The 20911-nt window shown below is 71.8% G+C and carries 17 protein-coding genes and 2 pseudogenes; 10 read left to right on the top strand and 9 right to left on the bottom strand.

Annotated elements, in window-relative coordinates; translation table 11 throughout:
• Positions 1-45 precede the first annotated feature (45 nt).
• Together QWU11_RS13420 and QWU11_RS13415 are read left to right on the top strand one after the other, a co-directional pair.
• On the top strand, positions 46-273 hold the full coding sequence (locus tag QWU11_RS13420) for a hypothetical protein (protein ID WP_290106103.1): 228 nt from the start codon (positions 46-48) through the stop codon (positions 271-273).
• A gap of 216 nt (positions 274-489) precedes the next feature.
• Positions 490-903, top strand: coding sequence for a hypothetical protein (locus QWU11_RS13415; RefSeq protein ID WP_290106101.1), 414 nt, complete (start codon positions 490-492; stop codon positions 901-903).
• Positions 904-925: 22 nt separating this feature from the next.
• Here the strand turns inward: QWU11_RS13415 and QWU11_RS13410 are convergent, their stop codons facing one another.
• Entirely contained in the window at positions 926-2731 is a 1806-nt protein-coding gene (locus QWU11_RS13410) for an FAD-dependent oxidoreductase (RefSeq protein ID WP_290106056.1), read from the bottom strand.
• A gap of 266 nt (positions 2732-2997) precedes the next feature.
• On the opposite strand from QWU11_RS13410, the gene QWU11_RS13405 reads away from it, so the two are divergent.
• From QWU11_RS13405 to QWU11_RS13395, 3 genes are all read left to right on the top strand, one after another.
• Entirely contained in the window at positions 2998-3486 is a 489-nt protein-coding gene (locus tag QWU11_RS13405) for a MarR family transcriptional regulator (RefSeq protein WP_290106052.1), read from the top strand.
• Positions 3487-3633: 147 nt separating this feature from the next.
• The gene (locus QWU11_RS13400) at positions 3634-3840 is read left to right on the top strand and encodes a hypothetical protein (protein ID WP_290106025.1); all 207 of its coding nucleotides are present in this window, start codon (positions 3634-3636) and stop codon (positions 3838-3840) included.
• A gap of 259 nt (positions 3841-4099) precedes the next feature.
• Entirely contained in the window at positions 4100-5104 is a 1005-nt protein-coding gene (locus QWU11_RS13395; RefSeq protein WP_290106015.1) for a glycerophosphodiester phosphodiesterase family protein, read from the top strand.
• 123 nt (positions 5105-5227) lie between these two features.
• Here QWU11_RS13395 and QWU11_RS47295 read toward each other — a convergent pair.
• The 6 genes and pseudogenes from QWU11_RS47295 to QWU11_RS13370 all read right to left on the bottom strand — a co-directional run.
• Positions 5228-5452, bottom strand: a pseudogene (locus QWU11_RS47295) (hypothetical protein); the annotation flags it as partial.
• The gene (locus QWU11_RS47290) at positions 5350-5610 is read right to left on the bottom strand and encodes an acyl-CoA thioesterase domain-containing protein (RefSeq protein WP_354670844.1); all 261 of its coding nucleotides are present in this window, start codon (positions 5608-5610) and stop codon (positions 5350-5352) included. The gene QWU11_RS47290 and the pseudogene QWU11_RS47295, both read right to left, overlap by 103 nt.
• Positions 5611-5665: 55 nt before the next feature.
• Positions 5666-7480 carry an FtsX-like permease family protein gene (locus QWU11_RS13385; protein WP_290105920.1) on the bottom strand — a complete coding sequence of 605 codons (1815 nt, stop codon included), beginning with the start codon at positions 7478-7480 and terminating at the stop codon, positions 5666-5668.
• 6 nt (positions 7481-7486) lie between these two features.
• Entirely contained in the window at positions 7487-8224 is a 738-nt protein-coding gene (locus tag QWU11_RS13380; protein ID WP_290105895.1) for an ABC transporter ATP-binding protein, read from the bottom strand.
• On the bottom strand, positions 8221-8748 hold the full coding sequence (locus tag QWU11_RS13375; RefSeq protein ID WP_290105833.1) for a PadR family transcriptional regulator: 528 nt from the start codon (positions 8746-8748) through the stop codon (positions 8221-8223). The genes QWU11_RS13380 and QWU11_RS13375 overlap by 4 nt, the downstream gene beginning before the upstream one ends.
• Before the next feature lie 66 nt (positions 8749-8814).
• Positions 8815-9351: an AAA family ATPase gene (locus QWU11_RS13370; RefSeq protein WP_290105806.1), complete on the bottom strand. Its 537-nt coding sequence runs from the start codon at positions 9349-9351 to the stop codon at positions 8815-8817.
• 198 nt (positions 9352-9549) lie between these two features.
• On the opposite strand from QWU11_RS13370, the pseudogene QWU11_RS13365 reads away from it, so the two are divergent.
• Positions 9550-9792: pseudogene (locus QWU11_RS13365) on the top strand (methyltransferase, FxLD system); the annotation flags it as partial.
• Between the two features lie 247 nt (positions 9793-10039).
• Here QWU11_RS13365 and QWU11_RS13360 read toward each other — a convergent pair.
• Positions 10040-10222, bottom strand: a complete 183-nt coding sequence (locus tag QWU11_RS13360; protein ID WP_290105799.1) for a hypothetical protein — start codon at positions 10220-10222, stop codon at positions 10040-10042.
• A gap of 129 nt (positions 10223-10351) precedes the next feature.
• On the opposite strand from QWU11_RS13360, the gene QWU11_RS13355 reads away from it, so the two are divergent.
• Both QWU11_RS13355 and QWU11_RS13350 read left to right on the top strand, forming a co-directional pair.
• Positions 10352-13483, top strand: coding sequence for a BTAD domain-containing putative transcriptional regulator (locus QWU11_RS13355; protein ID WP_290105753.1), 3132 nt, complete (start codon positions 10352-10354; stop codon positions 13481-13483).
• 311 nt (positions 13484-13794) lie between these two features.
• The gene (locus QWU11_RS13350; RefSeq protein WP_290105750.1) at positions 13795-14949 is read left to right on the top strand and encodes a ParB N-terminal domain-containing protein; all 1155 of its coding nucleotides are present in this window, start codon (positions 13795-13797) and stop codon (positions 14947-14949) included.
• On the opposite strand, the gene QWU11_RS13345 is transcribed toward QWU11_RS13350, so the two are convergent.
• Positions 14852-15286 carry a cold shock domain-containing protein gene (locus tag QWU11_RS13345; RefSeq protein ID WP_290105747.1) on the bottom strand — a complete coding sequence of 145 codons (435 nt, stop codon included), beginning with the start codon at positions 15284-15286 and terminating at the stop codon, positions 14852-14854. The two genes, QWU11_RS13350 and QWU11_RS13345, sit on opposite strands and share 98 nt — an antisense overlap.
• A gap of 295 nt (positions 15287-15581) precedes the next feature.
• On the opposite strand from QWU11_RS13345, the gene QWU11_RS13340 reads away from it, so the two are divergent.
• Positions 15582-15791 carry an MbtH family protein gene (locus QWU11_RS13340; protein WP_290105742.1) on the top strand — a complete coding sequence of 70 codons (210 nt, stop codon included), beginning with the start codon at positions 15582-15584 and terminating at the stop codon, positions 15789-15791.
• 148 nt (positions 15792-15939) lie between these two features.
• Positions 15940-20911: non-ribosomal peptide synthetase (locus QWU11_RS13335; RefSeq protein WP_290105740.1), on the top strand; the 4972-nt coding region annotated here is incomplete at its 3' end.

Below are 20911 nucleotides of genomic sequence, written 5' to 3'. Positions count from 1 at the left end.
GCGGCCCCGTACCCACCCCCTTCACCCGACGAGCAAGGAGTACGCATGACGGCTGGACCGCCACCGGAATGGAAACGGATCGCGGACGAGCAGGAGGTGCCCGTCTGGCAGCACCTCAGCGAGCCCGTACGTGTCACGACCTGGGATCTGACCCTTCTCCGGCACCTGGACGTCGCGCTGGCCCGCTTCAGCGACATGGGGCCGGACGGCGCGTATCTCCCTCCTCCGCCCGGCACGTCGTGCTGCTGGACCGACGTCCGCAACAGCACGTGACGGGCGGAGCGGCAGAACCGGCAGAGGGAGGGAGGTGATGACCCATGAATGTGAGCCAGGCGGCGTGGCGTAAGGCCACGACTCGATGCGGTGGCTATGTCGGAGAGGACGGTGAGGCCTGCGTCGAGATCGCCCTCATCAGCGAGTAGATCCAAGGCGGCCTCCCCCGAGTGAAGGTCGGGGGAGGCCGCCCCACGAGGATATGGGGGGAAGATCGTGCACTTTCACGCCTACGCCTACCGGGGGCCTGGTGAGGCGATCCAACCGTTCGACGACGCCCGGCGGCCAGGAGGAGCGGGCTTCGAGACGGCCACGGTGCCGCCGGAGTTCACCAGCGCCTGGCTGGCCAGGCCCTCGCGGTCGGTGCAGGGGACCTGGGACGAGGCGGCCGGCGCCGTGGAGTGGATGAAGGAGCAGTACGAGGACATCGCCGATTCCCGGATGCATCCGGAGCTACAGGCACAGGCTCCCAGCCTGGCGATGATGGCCGAGACGGCCACAGACGCGCTTCGCGGTGGGGACGACGTCGTATGGGCCTGGTGGTTACGTGGGGGCAACTACGTCGAGCTGGCGGTGATCTGCTGCCCGAACCGCCACACGGACGCGCCGTGTCCTGCCAGACGAGGTTGAGGTCCAGGGGAGCGCGGCGCCCTCAGGCGCGCGGGTCCGCTTCGTCAGGCTCGGCGGCCTGCGTGGGTGAGGTGGCGCCGGTCGCGCGGCTCGTACGGAGACCCGTCACCAGCCGGGTGATGCTTCTGATGCCGACCTCGGCCAGTTCGGAGCGGGCGACGAGGGCGGCCGTCTCGCCTCGGCGGCGGAGGGCGCGCAGGTCGCGCTGGACCTCCCGCTGGAGTTCGTGCAGCTCGCGCTGGGCGGTGGAGAGGCGGCGCTCGGCGGTGGTGCGGACCTGGCGGTGCTCCCGCCGCGTGACGGGGGACGGCTTGGGCATCTCAGGGCTCGCATTCCGCGGCGGGATCGCCGCGGGAGGACGGACACCGACGGAGTCGAGGTAGGTCTCGATGACGCCGAGGTCATCGGCCACGGTCGCGACATATCCGTCAGGGCGAACGAGGACCCACTGCTCGGGCGACAGGCCGTACGCGCTCTGGACGTCGCCGCCGGTGTCGGCGATGTCGCCGCGGAAGCCGGTCGTGTGGATGTGCAGGCCGGCGCGCGCCGCCGGGGCCGAGGACACCTCGTAGCCGAGCAGGGTCCAGTGGGGGCCCTTGAACAGGGTGAACAACCGTGTGGGCAGGCCGCCCGCCCCGGCCACGGGCGCGTCGGGGGCGCGGTCGCCGGCCAGTACGCCGCTTGCGCGGCGCGGGTCGGTCTTGGTCAGGGGGGATTCGGGGTACCCGAGGTCGAGCTGGCTGACCTCCCGGCCCCGGCGGTGGTCGCGCTCCTGGGCCGCTTCGAGCAGCCTCGTCGACAGGCCGAGGACCCCCTCGGCGACCGGCCGCCGCTCCTGCTCGTACGACGCCAGCAGCGTCTCCGGAGCGCCGCCCAGCACGGCGGCGAGCTTCCAGCCGAGGTTGTAGGCGTCCTGGACGCTGGTGTTCAGGCCCTGCCCGCCGGTCGGCGGATGGCAGTGCGCGGCGTCCCCGGCCAGGAACACGCGCCCGCGCCCGTACGTGTCGGCCAGCCGTGCGTTCATCTCGAAGGCGGACGCCCACGACACCTCCCGGATCACGACGTCGTCCAGGCCGGTGCGCTCGCGGAACAGCGCGGTGAGGCCCTCGGCCGACAGGTCGACGTCGACGCCGAACGGGATCGGGCACTGGTACTGGAACATCTCGGTGCCGTAGAGCGGGCACATCGACATCTGCCGCGGAGTGCCCTCGCCCCAGCGGTGCCAGGCGTCCGGTGAGACGCCGTCGACCAGCACGTCGGCCACGATCGCCCGTACGCCGAGGGTCTCGCCGGGGAACCCGACGCCGAGCGTCTTGCGGACGAAGCTCCTCCCGCCGTCGGTGCCGACCAGGTAGCGGGCGCGTACGGTGCGCTCGCCGTCCGGGCCCGCGATCCGGGCGGACACGCCGTCGGCGTCCTGGTCGAAGGCGACGACCTCATGGCCGAAGTGCGGGGCGTGACCGAGCTCGGCCAGCCGTTCGCGGAGCCGTCGCTCGGTGAGGAACTGCGGGACGAGGAGCGGGATCTGGTACGGCTCGTCCGGCGTCGGCTCCGCCGTCACGACGACGGCCTCCTCGACCGGCCCGTCCTCGGTGTGGACGCGCTGGATCGGGTACTCGCCGCCGGACGCGACGATCCGGTCGATCACCCCGAGATCCTCGAAGACCTCCTGGCTCCGGGGCTGAATGCCCTTGCCGCGAGAGCCGGCGAACGGCTGCGACGCCTTCTCGACGAGCAGGAACCCCACCCCTCTGCGGGCGAGGTCGATCGCGAGCGTCAGCCCGGCGGCGCCGGCTCCACAGATGATCACTTCCGTGTGGCGTGTCATCACCATCTCCTTGTTTGTGTGCTCGGAGCACAGATTAAGCTCGCTGTCGTCGTGTGTCAACGATGCCGTATTTTGCCTGCATAAGCGTGCTGAAGGAGTGTCCCGTCTTCTGTCGGACCTGCGCCATGATGGATATAGTCTGTGCTCTGCGCACATATAAAGGCTGGGAGTCGGCGGTGGCGGAATCGGTGACGGTGTCCCGGACGCCGGTACGCTCGCGTTGACGCGTTTCACCTGCCACCACGAGAAAGGCGGCCGCGGCGAGCATGACCACCCGACGCCGTCAGGTCGCCCTGCGGCGCCTGCACGAATCGCTAGTCGACCTGATCGCGGTGATGAACGCGCCGCAGCTCGACGAGATCCTCCTGCGCGAGGCGGGCGTGACGCTCGACCGCACCCTGTTCCCGCTGCTCGTGGGCATTCAGCGGTTCGGCCCGATCGGCGTGGTCGAACTCGCCGACAAGTCGGGGCGGGACCACACCACCATCAGCCGTCAGGTCGCCAAGCTCGCCGACCTCGGCCTGGTCGACCGGCGCCCGAGTCCGATCGACCGGCGCGTCAGGGAAGCGGTGATCAGCAGCGCCGGCCGCGACGTGACGGACAAGATCGACGCCGCCCGGCTCAGGCTCAACACCCCAGTGTTCGCGGACTGGAGCGACCGGGACCTCTTCGAGATCGAGCGGCTGTTCCACCGGTATGTCGACGACCTGGTCGCCGCGACCGAAAAGGCGAAGGAAGCGGACGGAGCCACCTGATCCGCGCGTCCGCCCAGTGCCCGCGAGACGTGTCCCCGCCGCTTGCGGCAAGAGCCCGGTACGACCGCGAACGCCGTGGGATCATGATCAACTCGGACCCCCCGCAGAGCGGACGCCTCCGCTCGCCGAGATCGATATGAGGACCGCATGAGTTCGTCCACGTCCCTCGACCCGAAACAGTTGGGGAACCTCGTCGGCGCGTTCAGCGCCAAATTCTTCGACACCCCGGAGAGCGACGACTTCGCCACGCGAATCCGCGCGACGCTGAAGGCACTGCCCGACGACGTCGTGCGCGAACTCGGCGAGGCCGTCGACGTCATGGCCGACCTGGCCAGAGAACGCCTCCGCGAGTAACCGCGTGGCCGGGGCGCGCGTCCCCGTAAGGTGGAACGCGCCCCATTCTCATCTCCGGAGAAGTGCGCATCGGCAGGGGCCGTCTCTGACCCTCAGTGCCGGTGTGCGGCCGTATCCGGCCGGGGTGGGAGATGGTGTGGGGGTTCTCTCAGGGGCCAGAGTGGTGGTCATCGGTGTCCGGCCGAGGTGTTCGATGGGAGTCGCCGTGTCGTACGAGCGTGATCACGTGGCCCGCGCTGTCAGGCGTCCGTCTGTGGTGATGGCACTGTTCGTCACCCTGCTGCTGGCGGTCGTCGTCGGTCCCGGGTCGGCGGTCCCGGCTTTGGCGGGAGGTCGTCATCACGCGCCCGAAGGCAATCCCTGGTTGCAGCGGCGGTTCCTGAACATGGCGCACGCCGGGGGTGAGAGCGAGGCGCCCGCCGACACGCTGTACGCCTTCAAGCGGGCCGTCTCCCTCGGTGCCGACATGGTGGAGCTGGACGTCGAGTCGACCTCCGACGACCGGCTCGTGGTGATGCACAACTCCTCGGTGGACGAGACCACCGACGGCACCGGGCTCGTGCGTGATCTGACCTACCGGCAGGTGCACGCCCTCGACGCTGCGTACAACTTCGTGCCCGGCCGCAGTGCGGTGCCCGGGCTGCCGCCGGCCTCGTACCCGCTGCGCGGCGTGCGCACCCACCACCGCAAGCCGCCCAGGGGCTACCAGGCGAGCGACTTCTCCATCCCCGCGCTGCGCGACGTGTTCCGTACGTTCCGGCACGTGCCGATCAACGTGGAGATCAAGGGGACCAGCGACACCGACGTCGCCTCGTTCGAGCACAACGCGCGGCTGCTCGCCGCCTTCCTGAACAGGGCCGGCCGCACCGACGTCATCGTGACCTCGTTCAACGACACGGCCCTGGCCACCTTCCACCGGCTCGCGCCGCGCATCGCGCTGGCGCCCGGCCAGAACGAGCTGCTGGCCTACTTCCTCGCGGGCACGCGCCCGATGGACGGCACGAAGGCCCTCCAGATCCCCGTACGGTACAACGGCCTTCCGGTCGCGACCCCGGAGTTCATCTCCCGCGCGCATGCCGACGGATACGCGGTCCACGTGTGGTTCAGCGGTACGGCGCCCGAGGACGAGGCGGCCTACAGCACCCTCATCGACGCCTGCGCGGACGGGATCATGGCGGCGTGGCCGGCGGTCCTGGAGCGCCTTCTCGACGAGCGTCACATCGCCCGGCCCGGCACGCGCGGAATCGATCCCTGCCGGCACTGACCGCGCGCAGGAGACACGGCGGCCTGTCCGCCTGTCTGGAAGGCGCCGTCGGAGTCCCAGACCCGGGCTCTGGCCGGCGACCAGGCCTTCCCCGGCGAAGTCGGCCATGCCGTCGACGAGCAGTCACTCCGACTCGGGCCGAGCCCGGTGGAACTGTACGGACAGGTCCAGCGTCGGCGCGATGAAGCCGGTGCCGCCGGCATGCGTGCGGCTCGCCGCCGGCCAGGTGTTGAGGTCGAGGAGGATCACCGCGCGGGCGGCGTCGGCGAAGGTCGGCTGCGGGTGGAACCGGTACCGACCGGCCCACCGTGGGTCGTCGTGTTCGGCCTTTGGGACGCCCGGAGCGTGGTCACGTCGATGTCCACGGGACCGAAGCGTGCGGCGGACACGAAGTGGGCCGACATCGTCGCCGGTCGCGGATGCGCGGAGTGCGCCTGCACGGCGCGCAACGCGACGGCGGCGATATGACCGCCGTTCGGCCCCCATGCCTCCCAGTCGGAGGACAGGTCGGCCGTGTACCTGCAGTCGGGGGCTTTACCGCAAATTCGGCCCTGCGTCGGCTCAGAGGATCTCCGTCACCGGACGGCGGCCGCCGAGGCGGGCGGGGACGGCGATGAGCGCCGCCACCAGGAGCACGGTCGCCAGCACCACGGCGGCCAGCTGCCAGAGCGACGGAAGCGTCGCCCTGCCGCGATCGCCGCCGGTGGCCCCGTTCACCGCGGCGAACAGTGCGTAGCCCCCCGGAAAAACGCCCAGGACGGCGCCGACGAGGGCCGGGAGCACCTGGGCCGCCGCCAGCGCCGCGCTCACCTGACCGGGCGTCGCGCCGAGGGCGCGCGCCAGCGCCGACGAGTGCCGGTCGTCGAGCACCGTCGCCCAGGTGATGAAGACGGCGTTGACCGCCGCGAGGGACAGCATGATGACCGTCACGACGAGGAGCACCTGACGCAGCAGTTCGGCCTGGGCCCCGTCGACGCCCGCGGCGACCGGGTGGGTGGTGAGGAAGGTGTCGAGCACCAGTACGACGTAGATGCCGCTGACCGTGATCGCGATGCTGACCACGCCCAGCACGACCCGTCGCGGCCGGCGGGCGGCGACGCGTACGGCGAGGAGCAGCGGGCCGGGCAGCCGCGCCGAGACCGCGATCAGCCAGCCGACGCGGCGGGGCGGGCGGGGCGAGTCGGCCAGCGCGTCGACCGTGCTGGAACGGGCGGCGCGTACGGCCGGAACGGCGGTCGCGACGACCGCGACCCCGAGCGCCACGGCGGTCACGCAGACGACCGTGGACAGGGTCGGCGACGGCGTGCCGGCGCCGCCGACGAGGCCGGCGCCGGCCTCGGTGAGCAGCGGAGCGGTCAGCGATCCGATCGTGAGCCCGGCCACGGCCGCGACGACGGCCACGAGGACGTACTCCGCGAGCAGCACGGCCGCGACCAGGCCCGGTGTGCCGCCGACCGCCTTGAGGAGCCCGACGCGCCTTGTCTGGTCGGCCATCCGGCCGCCGACCAGCACCGAGAGACTGGCCACCGCGAGCAGGCCGAGCAGCCAGGCTCCGATCAGCAGGAGGATCTGGGAGTCCCCGGCCACCTCGGTGGCGTCGTGGAGGATGCTCTCCCAGGACGTCAGGCGGGGCGCCGCCGGGCCGAGCGAGGGGTTCGCGTCGGCGAACGCCTGGGCCGTGCCCGGGTCGGCCAGCCTCAGGTTCATCACGTACGACAGGGAGTCCGGGGCGAGGCTCCGCACGTCCGCCTCGGTGAGCCAGACCAGCCCGGGGTCCTTCAGCAGGCCGGGCGGGAGCTTCGGCAGCTCCTCGGAGGTCACGCCGCTCGCGCAACCGGAGGCGACGAGGCAGGACGACCCCGGATAGGGCGGCATGGCGGCGGTGACCGCGATGCCGGCGACCCGGAACGAACGGCCGTTCAGAGTGACCGGATCACCGACGCGTACACCGAGCGCCTTGGCGAAGGCGCCCTCGACCACCACACCGCCGGCGCCGGCCCATCGGCCGTGGGTCAGCTCGGGCCGGTCGACCGGCGCGGACGCGGTGTCGCGCCCCACGGCCTGCACGTCCGACGTACGGCCGTACGCCCGGAGCTTCGCCGGGGCGACGGGGTACGGGCCGCTCTCGTCTTTGACGCCGGCCCGTTTCCCGAGGCCGGAGAGCTCCGAGGCCCGGGTGGCACTGGCGACCACGTCGGGTCCTCGGGTCGCCACCCGGGTGCTCCGGTACGGGTCGCCGGCCGCGTCACGCAGGACGAGCCCGAGCGTCAGCGTCGTGGTGGCGGCCATGATGGCGAGCAGCAGGAGCGCGGCCTCGGTGCGATGCCGCCGGATGTCGCGCGTGGCGAGGCGGATCACGAGCAGGGTGCGGCCCATGGGGGTTCAGTCCTCCAGTCCGGCGAGGGCGCCGAGCCGTCCGGTGGTGCCGCCGGTCAGCCGGGTCTCGTCCACGAAGGCGCCGTCGCGCATTGAGATCATCCGGTCGGCGGTGGCCGCGATCCGCGCGTCGTGGGTGACGATGACCAGTGTCTGCCCGGCCTCGTGCAGGCTCTCGAAGAGCTTGAGGACGTCCAGGGTGGCGGCGCTGTCCAGGTTTCCCGTCGGCTCGTCGGCGAGGACGACCCGCGGCTCGTTGCTCAGCGCACGGGCGACCGCGACCCGTTGCCGCTGGCCGCCGGACAGCGCGGAGGGCAGGAAACGCGCCCGGTCGGCGAGCCCGACCTGCTCCAGCAGCCCCTCCGCGCGCCGCCGGGCCGCCCGCGGCGAGCGGCCGGCCAGCAGCGCCGACAGCTCGACGTTCTCCACGGCGGTGAGCTCCTCCATCAGATGGAAGGACTGGAAGACGAAGCCGACGTCGGTGCGCCGCATCCGGGCCAGGGCCTTCTCGCCGATGCCGTCGATGCGGCGGCCGTTCAGCGACACCTCTCCGCCCGAGAGCCGGTCCAGGCCCCCGAGCAGATGCAGCAGCGTGGACTTCCCGCAGCCGCTCGGCCCCATCACCGCCACCGTCTCTCCCGCGCCCACGTCGAGGTCGACGCCGTCGACGGCGCGCACCAGCCCTTCCCCCTTGCCGTACTCCTTTCGCAGCCCGCGGGCGCGAAGCACAGGGACGTCGCTCACGATCCACTCCTTCGGTGGGTCCAGTTCGTCTCACATGCCTCGAGCCAGCGCAGGTCCGCCTGGAGCCGGAGCACGATGCCCTCCAGCAGCAGCGCCGCGTCCGAGGGGTCCGGCTCGGCCATGGCGGCGCGCTGGGCGTCACGCAGCCGGCGCAGCAGCTCGCGGCGCTGGGTGTCGACGATGGTGAGCGGGTCGGCGAGCCCGGCCGACGCCGCCGCGATCAGCTTGAGGTGGAACTCCGCGAGGTCGGGTTTCGGCCAGCTCACCTCGGCGATCCACTCGGCGACGCGCCGCTGGCCGTCGGGGGTGAGCGCGTACACCTTGCGCTCCGACCGGTCGGCGTCGTCGGCGGACCGCTCGGCCGCCAGCAGCCCGGCCTTCTCCAGCCGGGTCAGCGTGACGTAGACCTGGCCGTCGTTCATCGCGTCGCCGAGCGGGCCGAGCGCGTCGCGCAGCCGGGCGCGTAGCTGGTAGCCGTGCGAGGGCTCCTTGGCCAGCATCGCCAGCACCACTTCTTGCCGCATCGGCCCTCCCAGATAACCGTTATCCCCTACGTCTAACGGTTATCCCTGGCGCCTGTCAAGACCGGCTCATCCGGCGGGCGTGGACGTTCCGCCGGTCAGCCCGGACTCCCGCAGCACCTGCCGGACGGTCGCCTCCAGCGGACTGGCTTCGGAGATCACCGTCTCGTACGCGCCGGGGAGCAGGTCCAGGCGCCGGTACCACTCGCGCATCTGCTCGCCGCTGACCTCCGACCGCAGAGGCCGCGTCTGATGCCGCCGGAGGGTCTCCTTGAACGAGACGTCCAGGTAGAAGAAGGCGCTGTTCGACGGATGGTCGCGGCGCAGGGCCCGCAACATCGGCCCGTACCGGCCGGCGGTGAGAATGCCCTCGAGGACCACGTGGTAGCCCTGTGCGAGCGAGTAGCGCGCGATGGTGTCGATCAGGCCGATGTTCACTCCGCCGACCACGTCATGCTCGCGGAGGATCTCGCGGCGGACGTTGTCCTGGCCCACGATCGCCAGCCCCCGGCCGTAGGCGGCCCGTACGGCCCTGGCCACGCTGGACTTGCCCGACCCGGAGTTGCCGCGAAGGACGACCAGCCTCGGTGACGGGACGCTTCCCACCCGGCCAGCATAGGAGCCGTTTCCCCGTGACCGTCGTAGGGCGAGGCCGGCGTTCACGGATGACCGCCGGCCCCGACTCTCCCGACCGCCTGCGCGCCGGTTCGGTCGCCGAGCTGCGGAAACGGGGCGCGCTGCGTTCTCCGGAGGCTTCGCGAGGGTCCCCCGGGAGAGGTTCGCGCCCGAGGCCGCGACCCCGCGCTCCTGGCCGCGATCGTCGGTCCGGAGGGGCCGGTGGTCACGGTGGACGTCGACCCGTGGGTGACCGGGCGGGCGGCCCGCGTCCTTGCCGAGACGGGCCACGCGAACGTACGGGTCGTGCTCGGGGACGCCGAGCACGCCGCCGACGCGTACGGTCCCTACGTCGCGATCCCGGTCACGGTCGGCGCCTGGGACTGCCGTGGGGACGGCTGCTCGCCCCGGGCGGCCGGACGGTCCCCCTGACCTTCGCCACGATCACCAGGGCGCTGACGTTCGTACGGGACGGTGGGAGGTTCCTCGGCCTGGACCCCACGGTGTGCGGGTTCGTCCCGATGCAGGGAGCCGTACGACTCGCCGAACCTCTGGCCGGCGACCGCCGACGACCGGTCCGGAACGATCTGGCGCGACACCGGCCGCGAGGGCGAACCCGTCCGGCTCGCGGCCAGGTGGTACTGCCCGGTCCTCGTCACGGCCGACGGCTTCGCCCACCTCACCGGCCGCGGAAGTACGGCGCGATGACGCGACCGGGGAGCACCACGAGTTCGGCGTCCACGGGCACGTCCGGACCTGGGACCGTGACCGGCGGCGGGGCCCCGGCCCGGAGTTCACTCTCCACCCGGCGGAGACCGCCGTGCCGGCCCCGGCGGTCGGGCGGGTCTTCCCCAAGCGCCACACGCGACTGGTCATGTCCTGGCCCTGACGTGAGGCTCCAGGGGGAAATGAGTTCGCACGAATAAGCCACTCCTCGGCACCGGTCGTTATGTGCGATCGTGATTTACGTTCCGCAGGGGGTGACGAAACCGTGGCCACAGAAGAGGTCGGTTTCCGGGTGCTCGGACGGTTGACGGTCGACGTCGGTGGAAGCTGCGTCCTCTTACCGCGCTCCCCGATCCTGCAGGGCCTGCTGGGCGTGCTCGTCCTGGCCCGTGGTGAGGCACTGCCGATCAGCCGTCTCGCGGAGCTCGTATGGACCGACCGGGCGAGTGAGACGAGCCGTGAGGCCGTCCATGTCGGCGTCTCCCGGCTGCGAAAGTGGCTGGCCGGGCTCGACGGCGGCCGGGCCGGGCAGGTCACGATCCGCCATGAGGACGGTTACCTCCTGGAGTGCCCGGCGGCGCGCTCGGACCTCGGCCGCTTTCTCGTCCTCGCCGGTGAGGCGCGCACCCTCGCCGTATCGGACGAGCGTTACCGCGCCCTCTTGTCCGCCTTCGCCGAGCGCAAGGGGCCGCTGCTCGCCGGGCTGCCGCGGATCGACCGGACGGACCCGCTCGTACGAGGCATCGAGGACGAGGTACGGCAGGCGGCGCTGGACCTGTCCGACGCGGCGCTGGAGGCGGGCGTCCCCGAGGGAGCGGTCACGACGGTCGGCGCGCTGGCCGAGGAGTTCAACTTCGACGAGTTACTGCACGCCACCCTCATCGACCTGCTCGCGGCGAGCGGACGGCCCGCCGAGGCCCTGCAGACCTATCGCCGGCTCAGCGACCGCCTCGAGGCCGAGCTCGGCATCGAACCCAGCGAGGAGGTCCGGCTCGCGCACATGCGCGTGCTGTCGTTCGGCCGCCAGCGTCCGAACACCGGATCCAAGGAGCCGGCGGTGCCGGTACCCGCCCAGCTTCCGCCCGACATCCCCGACTTCACCGGCCGGGCGGCCGAGGCGGCGGAGCTGGCCCGCGTTCTCGTACGCGGTGCCGGCACGTCGCGTCAGCGAACCGTGGCCATCGCCACCGTCGCGGGAATGGCGGGGCTCGGCAAGACCACGCTCGCCGTACACGTCGCCCACAAGATCGCCGGCTCGTTTCCGGCGGGACAGCTGTACGCCGACCTGCACGGCGACTCGGCGACCCCGGCCGAGCCGGGCGACGTGCTCGGCGGGTTCCTGCGTACGCTCCCGGCGGGTGTCGGGAACATCCCGGCCTCCCTGGACGAGCGCATGGCGCTCTTCCGCAGCCGCCTGGCCGGGCGCAGGACGCTCATCGTGCTGGACAACGTCGCCCGAGAGGACCAGGTACGGCCGCTGCTGCCCGGCACGCCGGACGCCGCCGTGCTCATCACCGGCCGCAACCGCCTCATCGGCCTGGAGGGGGCGCGGCTGCTGAACCTCGACGTGCTGCCCTCCGCCCAGGCCGTGGACCTGATCGCCAACATCGTCGGGGAGCGGCGCGTCGCCGAGGAGCCGGACGTCGCGGTGGAGATCGCCCGGCTGTGCGGCCACGTCCCCCTCGCCCTGCGCATCGCCGCGGCCCGGCTCCTGGGTCGCCGGCACTGGACGCTGGCCCACCTGGCCGGCGTCCTGTCCGAGGAGCGGCGCCGGCTCGACGAACTGGTCGCCGGCGACCTTGAGGTACGCGCCGGGTTCGCGCTGAGCTACCGGCTGCTCCCGGCCGAGACCCAGCGCGCCTTCCGTCTGTTCGGCCTGGTCAACGCCCCCGACATCGCGGCCTGGACGGTCGCCGCGCTGCTGGACAGGTCCGTGACCGAGGCGCAGCACCACCTCGAACTGCTGATCGACGCCCAGCTCGTGGGCGTCGCCGGCACGGACCGGACCGGTCAGCTCCGCTACAAGGTGCACGACCTGCTCCGCCTGTACGCGCGCGAGCGCGCCGAGCGGGAGGACACAGCGGCGCAGCGCGCGGCGGCGCTGCACCGCGCCCTCGGCGCGTGGCTGGCGCTGGCCGAGAAGGCCGCCGACCGGGTCGCCGGGCCCTGCTACGCGGCCATCCACGGGCCCGCGCCGCGCTGGCCGCTGCCGGTCGCCGTCACCGAGCGGCTGCTGGCGGACCCCATGCGCTGGTTCACCGCGGAGCGGGCGGCGCTGGTGGCCGAGGTCGCTCAGGCCTGCGACCTGCTGCTCACCGACTTCGCCTGGGACATCGCGGCCTCCATGGAGAAGTACTGCGACGTCCGTGGGATGTACGAAGACTGGCGCCAGATGCACGAGCGCGCGATGACGCTGTGCCGCGAGACGGGCGACCGGCTCGGTGAGGCCGTCCTGCTGCGCGGGCTGCTCGAGGTCACCACCTGGACGTCCCCTGCCGGAACGGGACCGGTGATGACCCGGCTGCACCGGCTGGCCGAGGAACTCCTCGACCTGTTCACGGACCTGGGCGATCCGGTCGGCATGGCCGACGCGATGGTCGGGATCGTCTGGGGCCGGATCGCGGACGGGAGGACCGCCGAGGCGCTCGCGCTGGCCGAGCACGCCCTGCACGTCGCGCGGGCGGCCGATTATCTCGGCGGGCAGGCGCGGGCGTACCACGTGATGGCGGCCGCCCACGGGGAGGACGACGCGCACGGCGCCCTCGAATGCCTCGAACACGCGCTCGTGATCGCCAAGGAGCTCGGCAACCCCCGCTTCCTCGCGACGATCGTGCAGTTCCTCGGCGCGGCCCACGCCCTGTGCGGTGACCTCACCGGCGGCATGAAGCTGCTGGATGAGTCCATCGTGATGGCGCGGGATCAGGAGGACCGCTTTCTGGAGTCGTTCTCACTCCTCTACCTCGCCAAGCTGTTCGTCGCGACCGGCGACGATCGTGCCCGGCCGACGCTCGAGCTCACGCTGGCCTACGGCCAGGTCGGCGAGTTCGGTCACCATCTCGCGGACGCCCTCGGCGTCCTCGGCGAGCTGAACCTGGCCGAGGGCGACCTGCCGGCGGCGGTCGACTGCCTCGAACGCTCGGTACGAGGCTGGCGCGACCGTGGCTGGATCCCGTACCTCGCGCGCGCACTGCGCTCCCTCGGAGACGCGTACTCTGCCGACGCCGACCACGCGGCGGCACGGACCGCCTGGACGGAGGCGCGGGAGCTGTTCGCCCGTACGACGGACGACGCCGGAAAGAGCTCTGTCGAGAGTCGCCTCGCGAGCCTCGACCCCGCCGGACAAACGGACGCCGTATCTCCTGATGTTATTCGGCACATCCAAATAGGGCCTTTTTGAAACCCTCCTGACAGACGTTCGGTTACCTGCTGGCAAAACCGGCCAGATTCGGCCGCAACATATCTCGCATCAGGCGATTTACTCCGCTTACAGATCTTCATGCCTCGTGTTAGCCATCAGTAAGGGCACGCAGGGTAGCGTGCCTTTTGTGGCATTGAGGCCTGGCTCGGGGGCAATGACCAGGAGTAAGAGGTGTGCGACGGAGTGTGACTGTGTCACGGTTCGTGACGGGGGCACCCTTGACTATGGACCCGTGCCTGAGCGACGGCTGAACCTGCAGTGTCAATGGCTAAATGCTTTTTCGTGGGGACGTGGTCAAACTGAACAGCACTGCACACACTTCGCTGTCGAGAGATAATGCCCTTGCCCGGCATCTCTCGCTCCAGCAGGAACGCATCGAGCGGTCCATTATCGCCAAAGTACCCATCGCGTCGTTACTGACAACCGCATCGCCGCGGCTGGAGGGTGAGGACGCCGAGCACATCCGCACACTCGCGGATTCGGGCGGGACGCTGCCGCCGATCGTGGTCCACCTGCCGTCCCGGACCGTCATCGACGGGATGCACCGGCTCCGTGCCGCGATGCTCCGCGGTGAGAAGGACATCGAGGCCCGCTTCTTCCATGGCAGCGAGACGGACGTCTTCCCGCTCTCCGTCGCGGCCAACATCCAGCACGGCCTGCCCCTCTCGCACAAGGACCGGGTGGCGGCCGCCGAACGCATCTTCGTCAGCCACCCCGAGTGGTCCGACCGGATGGTCGCGATCGTCGTCGGGCTGTCCGGGAAGAAGATCGCCGCACTGCGCCGGCAGCTCGCCGGCGACATGCCCCAGCCCGCCGTCAGGATCGGCCGTGACGGCCGGTCCCGGCCGGTCGACGGCACCGTCGGCCGGGAACGTGCCGCCAGGCTGATCGAGAGCGACCCGAACGCCTCGCTCCGTCAGATCGCCCGTGCGGCGGGGATCTCCCCGGCCACCGCCGCGGACGTCCGCGACCGGATCCGCCGCGGGGAGGCCCCGATCCCCGTACGGCGTACCGCGCAGCCGCACCGCGCCGCCGCTCCCGAGCAGGCCGAGCCGCTCGCCAAACTGATCGCCGAGCCGACGGCCATCTTCGAGCGGCTCCGCAAGGACCCCTCTCTCCGCTTCAGCGAGGTGGGCCGGACGCTCCTGCGCATGTTCGACGCGTGCCAGGCGGTCGTACGCGACGAAGAGGTGATCAAGAAGGGGCTGCCGCCGCACTGCCTGGCCCTGCTGTCGGAGCTCAGCAGCGCCTACGCGACGGTGCTGCAGTCGTTCGCCACCGGCCTGGACCAGTTACAGTCCGGGCAGCCGGTCGAGACGCACGAGAGCGTCGGGCTGCGACGCCCCGTCATTCCTCCTCCACCCAGCCGTGTTGCCGGGCGAGGGCCAGGAAGTCACCGCGGAGCCGTACGATCTGGGCTCCGGTCAGCTCGGGAAAGTTGTTGAGGATCATCTCGGTCAGGTCGGTGCACATCTCGTCGGCGGACAGGACGTCGTACGGCGGGTGATCCCCGGGCGGCGGCGCACGCCGGAGTGCGATGCCCGCCCCGGGCCCGGCCGGCCGTTCACCGTCGCGCTCCTCGACGATCCTGACGGCGTGTGCCTTCCTGCCCCGCCCTCCGTCCATGACCTCGAACCGCACATGAGCGCCCGGGATGAGCCGGGACTCGTCGCCGTCGAACTCGTTCGCGTGGACGAAGACGTCGCTGCCGCCCATGTCGGGTGCGATGAATCCGTAACCGCGAATCCCGTCGAACTGCAGGATCTTCCCCAGCTGCGTCACGCTGACCGACGCTAGCAACCGGAAGGCTCAATTTACCCTCGGCCGGGAACGGCGGCAGGTGACCGGGGAGGCGGTTTCGCCGTTCCCGGGATACGGTAAATCCGATCCGGAATTCGGCTTGGCGACGCGTGTCCAACTGACGCGGTGTCGCAGTTGAACGCCCCGGTGCGGTACAGGCCATCTTTTTTGGCCAAGGCGGCTGGTCGCTGATTACTTGACTGGCGCATGGCCCGGGCCGTTGAATCCGAGGCCAGTCCATCGCCGCTTGATTTCGTTCACCTGGAAGGACGACGTGATGGCCAATCCGTTCGAAGACCCCGACGCCATGTACCTGGTTCTCGTCAACGATGAGGGGCAACACTCGCTCTGGCCCGTCTTCGTCGATGTGCCCGACGGCTGGAACTCGGTGTTCGGCGAGGCGGGGCGGCAGGAGTGCCTGGACTACATTGAAAAGTCCTGGACCGACATGCGGCCCAAGAGCCTCATCGAGGCAATGGAAAAGTAAGAGCGCCTGCCCGGCCGGGCCCATGGAGAGCTGAGCCCTCTTTTGCATGCCTGAACGGCGAACTGGATTCTGCTTCGATGGGCCTGGGTCGGAGCATTTTTGGATTGGGCTGAGAATGGCTGCTCTAAAAGGCGAATCCTACGACCTCATGGCCGGTCAGTTCGGTATCTGGCAGGCCCAGCAGTTCGCGCCGGAGAATCCGGTGTACAACATCGCCGAGTATCTGGAGATACGCGGTGACCTGGACATCGGACTCTTCGTCGCGGCCGTCCGGCAGACCACGCGGGAGGCCGAGACGATGCGGCTGCGTTTCCGCGTCGTCGCCGGCCGCCCCGAGCAGTACGTCCTCGCCTCGGACGACTACGCCATGCCCGTCATGGACGTCAGCGCCGAGGACGACCCGTGGGCCGCCGCCGAGCGATGGATGCGGGAGGACGTGCGCGAACCCGGCGACCTCACGGGCGGCCGGCTCTTCGCCCACGCCGTCCTCCGGCTCGGCCCGCGCCACCACCTCTGGTACCACCGCTACCACCATGTGATCATGGACGGTCGCAGCGGGATGACCGTCGTCACGCGCATCGGCGAGATCTACGCGGCGCTCATCGACGGCCGGCCGGCCGTCGAAGGCGCGCTGGAGCCGCTCGCCGACCTGCTGGCCGCGGAGCGTGCGTACCGCGAGTCGCCCGCCTTCGCCGCGGACCGGGAGTACTGGCTCGGCGTCCTCGCCGACCTGCCGGCCGTCGCCGAGGCGCGGGAGCGCGGCGGCACGCAGCGGCTGCCGTCCGGCCTGGAGCGGTACACCGACGACATCGGTGCCGGCACCGGCGCACGGCTGACGGCGACCGCACGCCGGCTGAGGACGCGCCTGTCCGGCCTGATGATCGCGGCCGCGGCCGTCTATCGGCACCGCACCACCGGCGAACGCGACGTCGTCGTCGGCGTCCCGGTGACGGGCCTGCCGGGTAAACAGGCGTACGCGCCCGCGATGACCTCGAACAACATGCCGATCCGGCTCCGGATCGGCAGGACGACCACCGTCGATGGCCTCATCCGGCAGGTGAACGAGGCGGTCCGCCAGGGTCTGCGGCACCGGAACTACCGGTACGAGGACATGCTGCGGGACCTGAAGCTCGTCCACGGCGAGTCCATCTGCGGCGTGCACGTCAACGTGATGTCCTTCGCCTACCCGGACATGTTCGGCGGCTGCGTCGTCACCGGCCGCAACGTGTCCACCGGCCCGATCGACAACACGCGCATCGACGTGTACGAGAGACCGGGCGAGTACGGCATCAAGCTCGACGTCGACGTCAACCTCGACCTCCACGAGCCCGCCGCCGCGCGGCGCATCGCCGGGCGCATCCACACGATCGTGGATCGGCTCGCGACGGCCGACCCCGCGGACCCGATCGACCGGGTGGACCTCCTGGGCGACGGCGAGCGCCGCGTCCTCGCCCGGTGGAACGACACGGCGGCCGACGTCCCGGACACCACGGCGCCCGAGCTGTTCGCCGGATGGGCGGCCCGGACCCCGGACGCGATCGCGCTGGCCTCCGACGAGACCCGCCTGACGTACGCCGAGCTCGACGAGCGGGCGAACCGCCTCGCCCACCACCTGAAGGGCCTCGGCGTGGGCCCCGAGTCGGTCGTCGCAGTGGCGATGGAGCGCGGCGTCGCCCTCGTCGTGGCGCTCGTGGCGGTCTGGAAGACCGGCGCGGCGTACCTGCCGGTCGACACCGCACACCCGCCGGAGCGCATCGGCTTCATGCTGGCCGACAGCCGGGCCGTGCTGCTGCTCGGCGAGGAGGAGCTCCTCGACGAACTCCCCGTACGGCGGCTGCTGACCGTCGCCGTCGACTCCGCCGCCGTACGCGCCGCCCTGAGGGCCGTCCCCGCCACGGCCCCCGACGTCGCCCTGCGGCCCGGCGGGCTCGCGTACGTGATCTACACCTCCGGGTCGACCGGCATGCCGAAGGCCGTCATGCTCACCCACCGCGGCGGGGTCAACCTCGCGGCGGCACAGGCGCGGCGATGCGCCATCGACGAGAGCGGCCGCGTGCTGCAGTTCGCGTCGGCCGGCTTCGACGCGGCCACGTGGGAACTGCTGATGGCCCTCTGCTCGGGGGCACGGCTGGTGGTGGCGCCGGCCGAGGACCTGCTGCCCGGACCGGACCTGGCCGGCGTCATGACCCGGCACGGCGTGACGCACGCGACGCTGCCGCCGGCCGTACTGGCCGCGCTGGACCCCGGGGACCTGACCTCGGTGCCGACCCTGATCTCCGCGGGCGAGGCCCTGGACGGGGAACTCCTCGCGCGCTGGGCGCCGGGCCGGCGCCTCATCAACGCGTACGGGCCGACCGAGACGACGGTCTGCGCCACGATGAGCGACCCGCTGCACGCCGGCGACGAGCCCGCCATCGGCACGCCGAACCTCAACACCCGCGCGTACGTGCTGGACGACGCCCTGATGCCGGTGCCGGCCGGCGTGGCCGGCGAGCTGTACGTGGCCGGCACCGGTGTCGCACGCGGCTACCTGGGCCGCCCCGGGCTCAGCGCGGAACGGTTCGTCGCGGACCCGTTCGCGGCGGATGGGACGCGCATGTACCGGACCGGGGACCTGGTCCGGTGGAGCGCCGATGACGGGCTGGTGTTCGCCGGCCGGGCCGACGAACAGGTGAAGATCCGCGGATTCCGCATCGAACCGGGCGAGGTGCGGGCCGTACTGGCCGGGCATCCGCTGGTCGCGCAGGCCGCGGTCATCGCCCGCGAGGACACTCCCGGTGACCGGCGCCTCGTCGCGTACGTCGCGCCGGCCGAGGTCGACCCCGCCGCGATCAGGGAGTTCGCCGCCGGACGTCTGCCGGAGTACATGGTGCCGTCGGCCGTCGTCACGCTGGACGCGCTGCCGCTGACGGTCAACGGGAAGCTGGACCGCCGGGCCCTGCCCGCGCCCGAGTACGCGACGACGGCGGGCCGCGGGCCGGCCACGAGGCAGGAGGAGATCCTCTGCGCCGCCTTCGCCGAGATCCTCGGCGTGGCGGACGTCGGCGTCGAGGACAGCTTCTTCGACCTGGGCGGGCACTCCCTCCTGGCGACGCGCCTCGTCAGCCAGGTCAGGACCCTCCTCGGCGTCGACGTGCAGGTCAACGACGTGTTCGAGGCGCCCACCGTCGCCGCCCTCGCCGTCCGGATCACCGGCGCGCGGACCGTGCGCCCGCGCCTGGTCGCCCGCGAACGCCCGGAGCGCGTCCCGCTCTCCTTCGCCCAGCGCCGCCTGTGGTTCATCGGGCAGATCGAGGGCCCCAGCCCGACGTACAACGCGCCGCTCGTCCTGAGCCTCGCCGGGCACCTGGACCGCGAAGCGCTCACGGCCGCGCTGCGCGACGTCCTGGAGCGGCACGAGCCGCTCCGCACGAGGTACCCGGCCGAGGACGGCGAGCCGTACCAGCGGGTCCTGACCATGGACGAGCTGGCCTGGGACCTGCCCGCCGTCGACGCGGTGAAGACGCCCGGGTCCTTCGCCCGGCTCCAGAACCTCGACGACCTGTCCGCGCTTTCGCCGCAGGAGGACGACGGCCCGCCGGAGGTCGCCGCCGCGGTCCTCCGCACCGCCGGGCACGCCTTCGACCTGTCGGACGAAGTGCCGATCCGCGTGCGCCTGTTCCGCGTCGCGCCGGACGAGCACGTGCTGGTGCTCGTGGTGCACCACATCGCCGGTGACGGCTGGTCGATGGGGCCGCTGGCGCGCGACGTGTCGGCGGCGTACGCGGCGCGGTGCGCGGGCCACGCCCCGGAGTGGAAGCCGCTGCCGGTGCGGTACGCGGACTACGCGCTGTGGCAGCGCGAGCTGCTGGGCGACGACAACGACGCGCGGAGCCTGGCGGCAGGGCAGATCGGCTACTGGCGCGAGGCCCTGGCCGGGGCGCCGGAGGAGCTGGGACTGCCGTTCGACCGCCCGCGTCCCGCCACCGCGTCGCATCGCGGCTTCACCGCGGGCCTGGAGGTGCCCGCCGCGGTGCACGCCCGGCTGCGGGAGGTGGCGCGGGCCGAGGGCGTGACCATGTTCATGGTGCTGCAGGCCGCCCTGGCCGTCCTGCTGTCGCGGCTGGGCGCCGGTCGTGACGTGCCGATCGGCTCGGCGGTGGCGGGCCGGCTGGATGACGCGCTGGACGATCTGGTCGGGTGTTTCGTCAACACGCTGGTGATCCGTAGCGACCTGTCGGGTGACCCGTCGTTCGCCGAGCTTCTCGGGCGGGTGCGGGAGGCGAGCCTGGGCGCGTACGCGCATCAGGACGTGCCGTTCGAGCGCCTCGTGGAGGAGCTGGCGCCGGCGCGCTCGCTGGCCCGGCACCCGCTGTTCCAGGTCGTGCTCACGATGCAGGACACGGCGGCGGCGGTCCTCGAGCTGCCCGGCCTGGTGGGGGAGCGCGTGCTGAGCGCGCGCCCGGCGGCGAAGTTCGACCTGGACGTGATGGTGGGGGAGGAGTTCGACGGCGCGGGCGGCCCGGCCGGGGTCCGTGGCGCGGTCACGGTCGCGGCGGACCTGTTCGACGAGCGGACCGCCGGGCGGATCGCGGGCGGTCTCGTACGGGTGCTGTCCGCGCTGGCCGAGGACCCGTCGGCACGGGTCGAGTCCGTCGAGATCCTGGACGCGGCCGAGCGCGACCGGCTGCTGGTGGAGTGGAACGACACCGCGGCCGAGGTGCCGAGCGCCTCGGTGGCCGAGCTGTTCTCGGCGCAGGCGGCGCGTACGCCGGACGCGGTGGCGCTGGTGGCGGGTGAGACGCGGCTGTCGTACGCGGAGCTGGACGTGCGGGCGAACCGGCTGGCGCGTTTCCTGCGGGCGCAGGGTGTCGGTGCGGAGTCGGTGGTGGGTGTCTGTCTGCCGCGCGGCGCGGACATGGTCGCGGCGATCGTGGGCGTGTGGAAGGCGGGCGCGGCGTATGTGCCGATCGATCCGGGTCAGCCTGCGGGGCGGGTGGCGTTCGTGCAGTCTGACAGCGGCGCGGTGCTGACGCTGACCTCGGAAGAGGTGATGGAGGACCTGCCGGCGGGCCGTCACCGCCTGGTCACGGTCGAGGACCCGCTCGTGGCCATGCAGCCTGCCGAGGCGCCTGCGGTGT

Source organism: Actinomadura sp. DC4 (assembly GCF_030406325.1).
GTDB lineage: Bacteria > Actinomycetota > Actinomycetes > Streptosporangiales > Streptosporangiaceae > Actinoallomurus.
This window is presented reverse-complemented; position numbering and strand designations above follow the sequence as displayed.

Excerpts from the sequence above, each read along its gene's own strand:
- QWU11_RS13395 (WP_290106015.1), top strand. The coding sequence starts at position 4,100 with ATGGCACTGTTCGTCACCCTGCTGCTGGCGGTCGTCGTCGGTCCCGGG.
- QWU11_RS13400 (WP_290106025.1), top strand. The coding sequence starts at position 3,634 with ATGAGTTCGTCCACGTCCCTCGACCCGAAACAGTTGGGGAACCTCGTC.
- QWU11_RS13410 (WP_290106056.1), bottom strand. The coding sequence starts at position 2,731 with ATGACACGCCACACGGAAGTGATCATCTGTGGAGCCGGCGCCGCCGGG.
- QWU11_RS13420 (WP_290106103.1), top strand. The coding sequence starts at position 46 with ATGACGGCTGGACCGCCACCGGAATGGAAACGGATCGCGGACGAGCAG.
- QWU11_RS13385 (WP_290105920.1), bottom strand. The coding sequence starts at position 7,480 with ATGGGCCGCACCCTGCTCGTGATCCGCCTCGCCACGCGCGACATCCGG.
- QWU11_RS13375 (WP_290105833.1), bottom strand. The coding sequence starts at position 8,748 with ATGCGGCAAGAAGTGGTGCTGGCGATGCTGGCCAAGGAGCCCTCGCAC.
- QWU11_RS13340 (WP_290105742.1), top strand. The coding sequence starts at position 15,582 with ATGGCCAATCCGTTCGAAGACCCCGACGCCATGTACCTGGTTCTCGTC.
- QWU11_RS13405 (WP_290106052.1), top strand. The coding sequence starts at position 2,998 with ATGACCACCCGACGCCGTCAGGTCGCCCTGCGGCGCCTGCACGAATCG.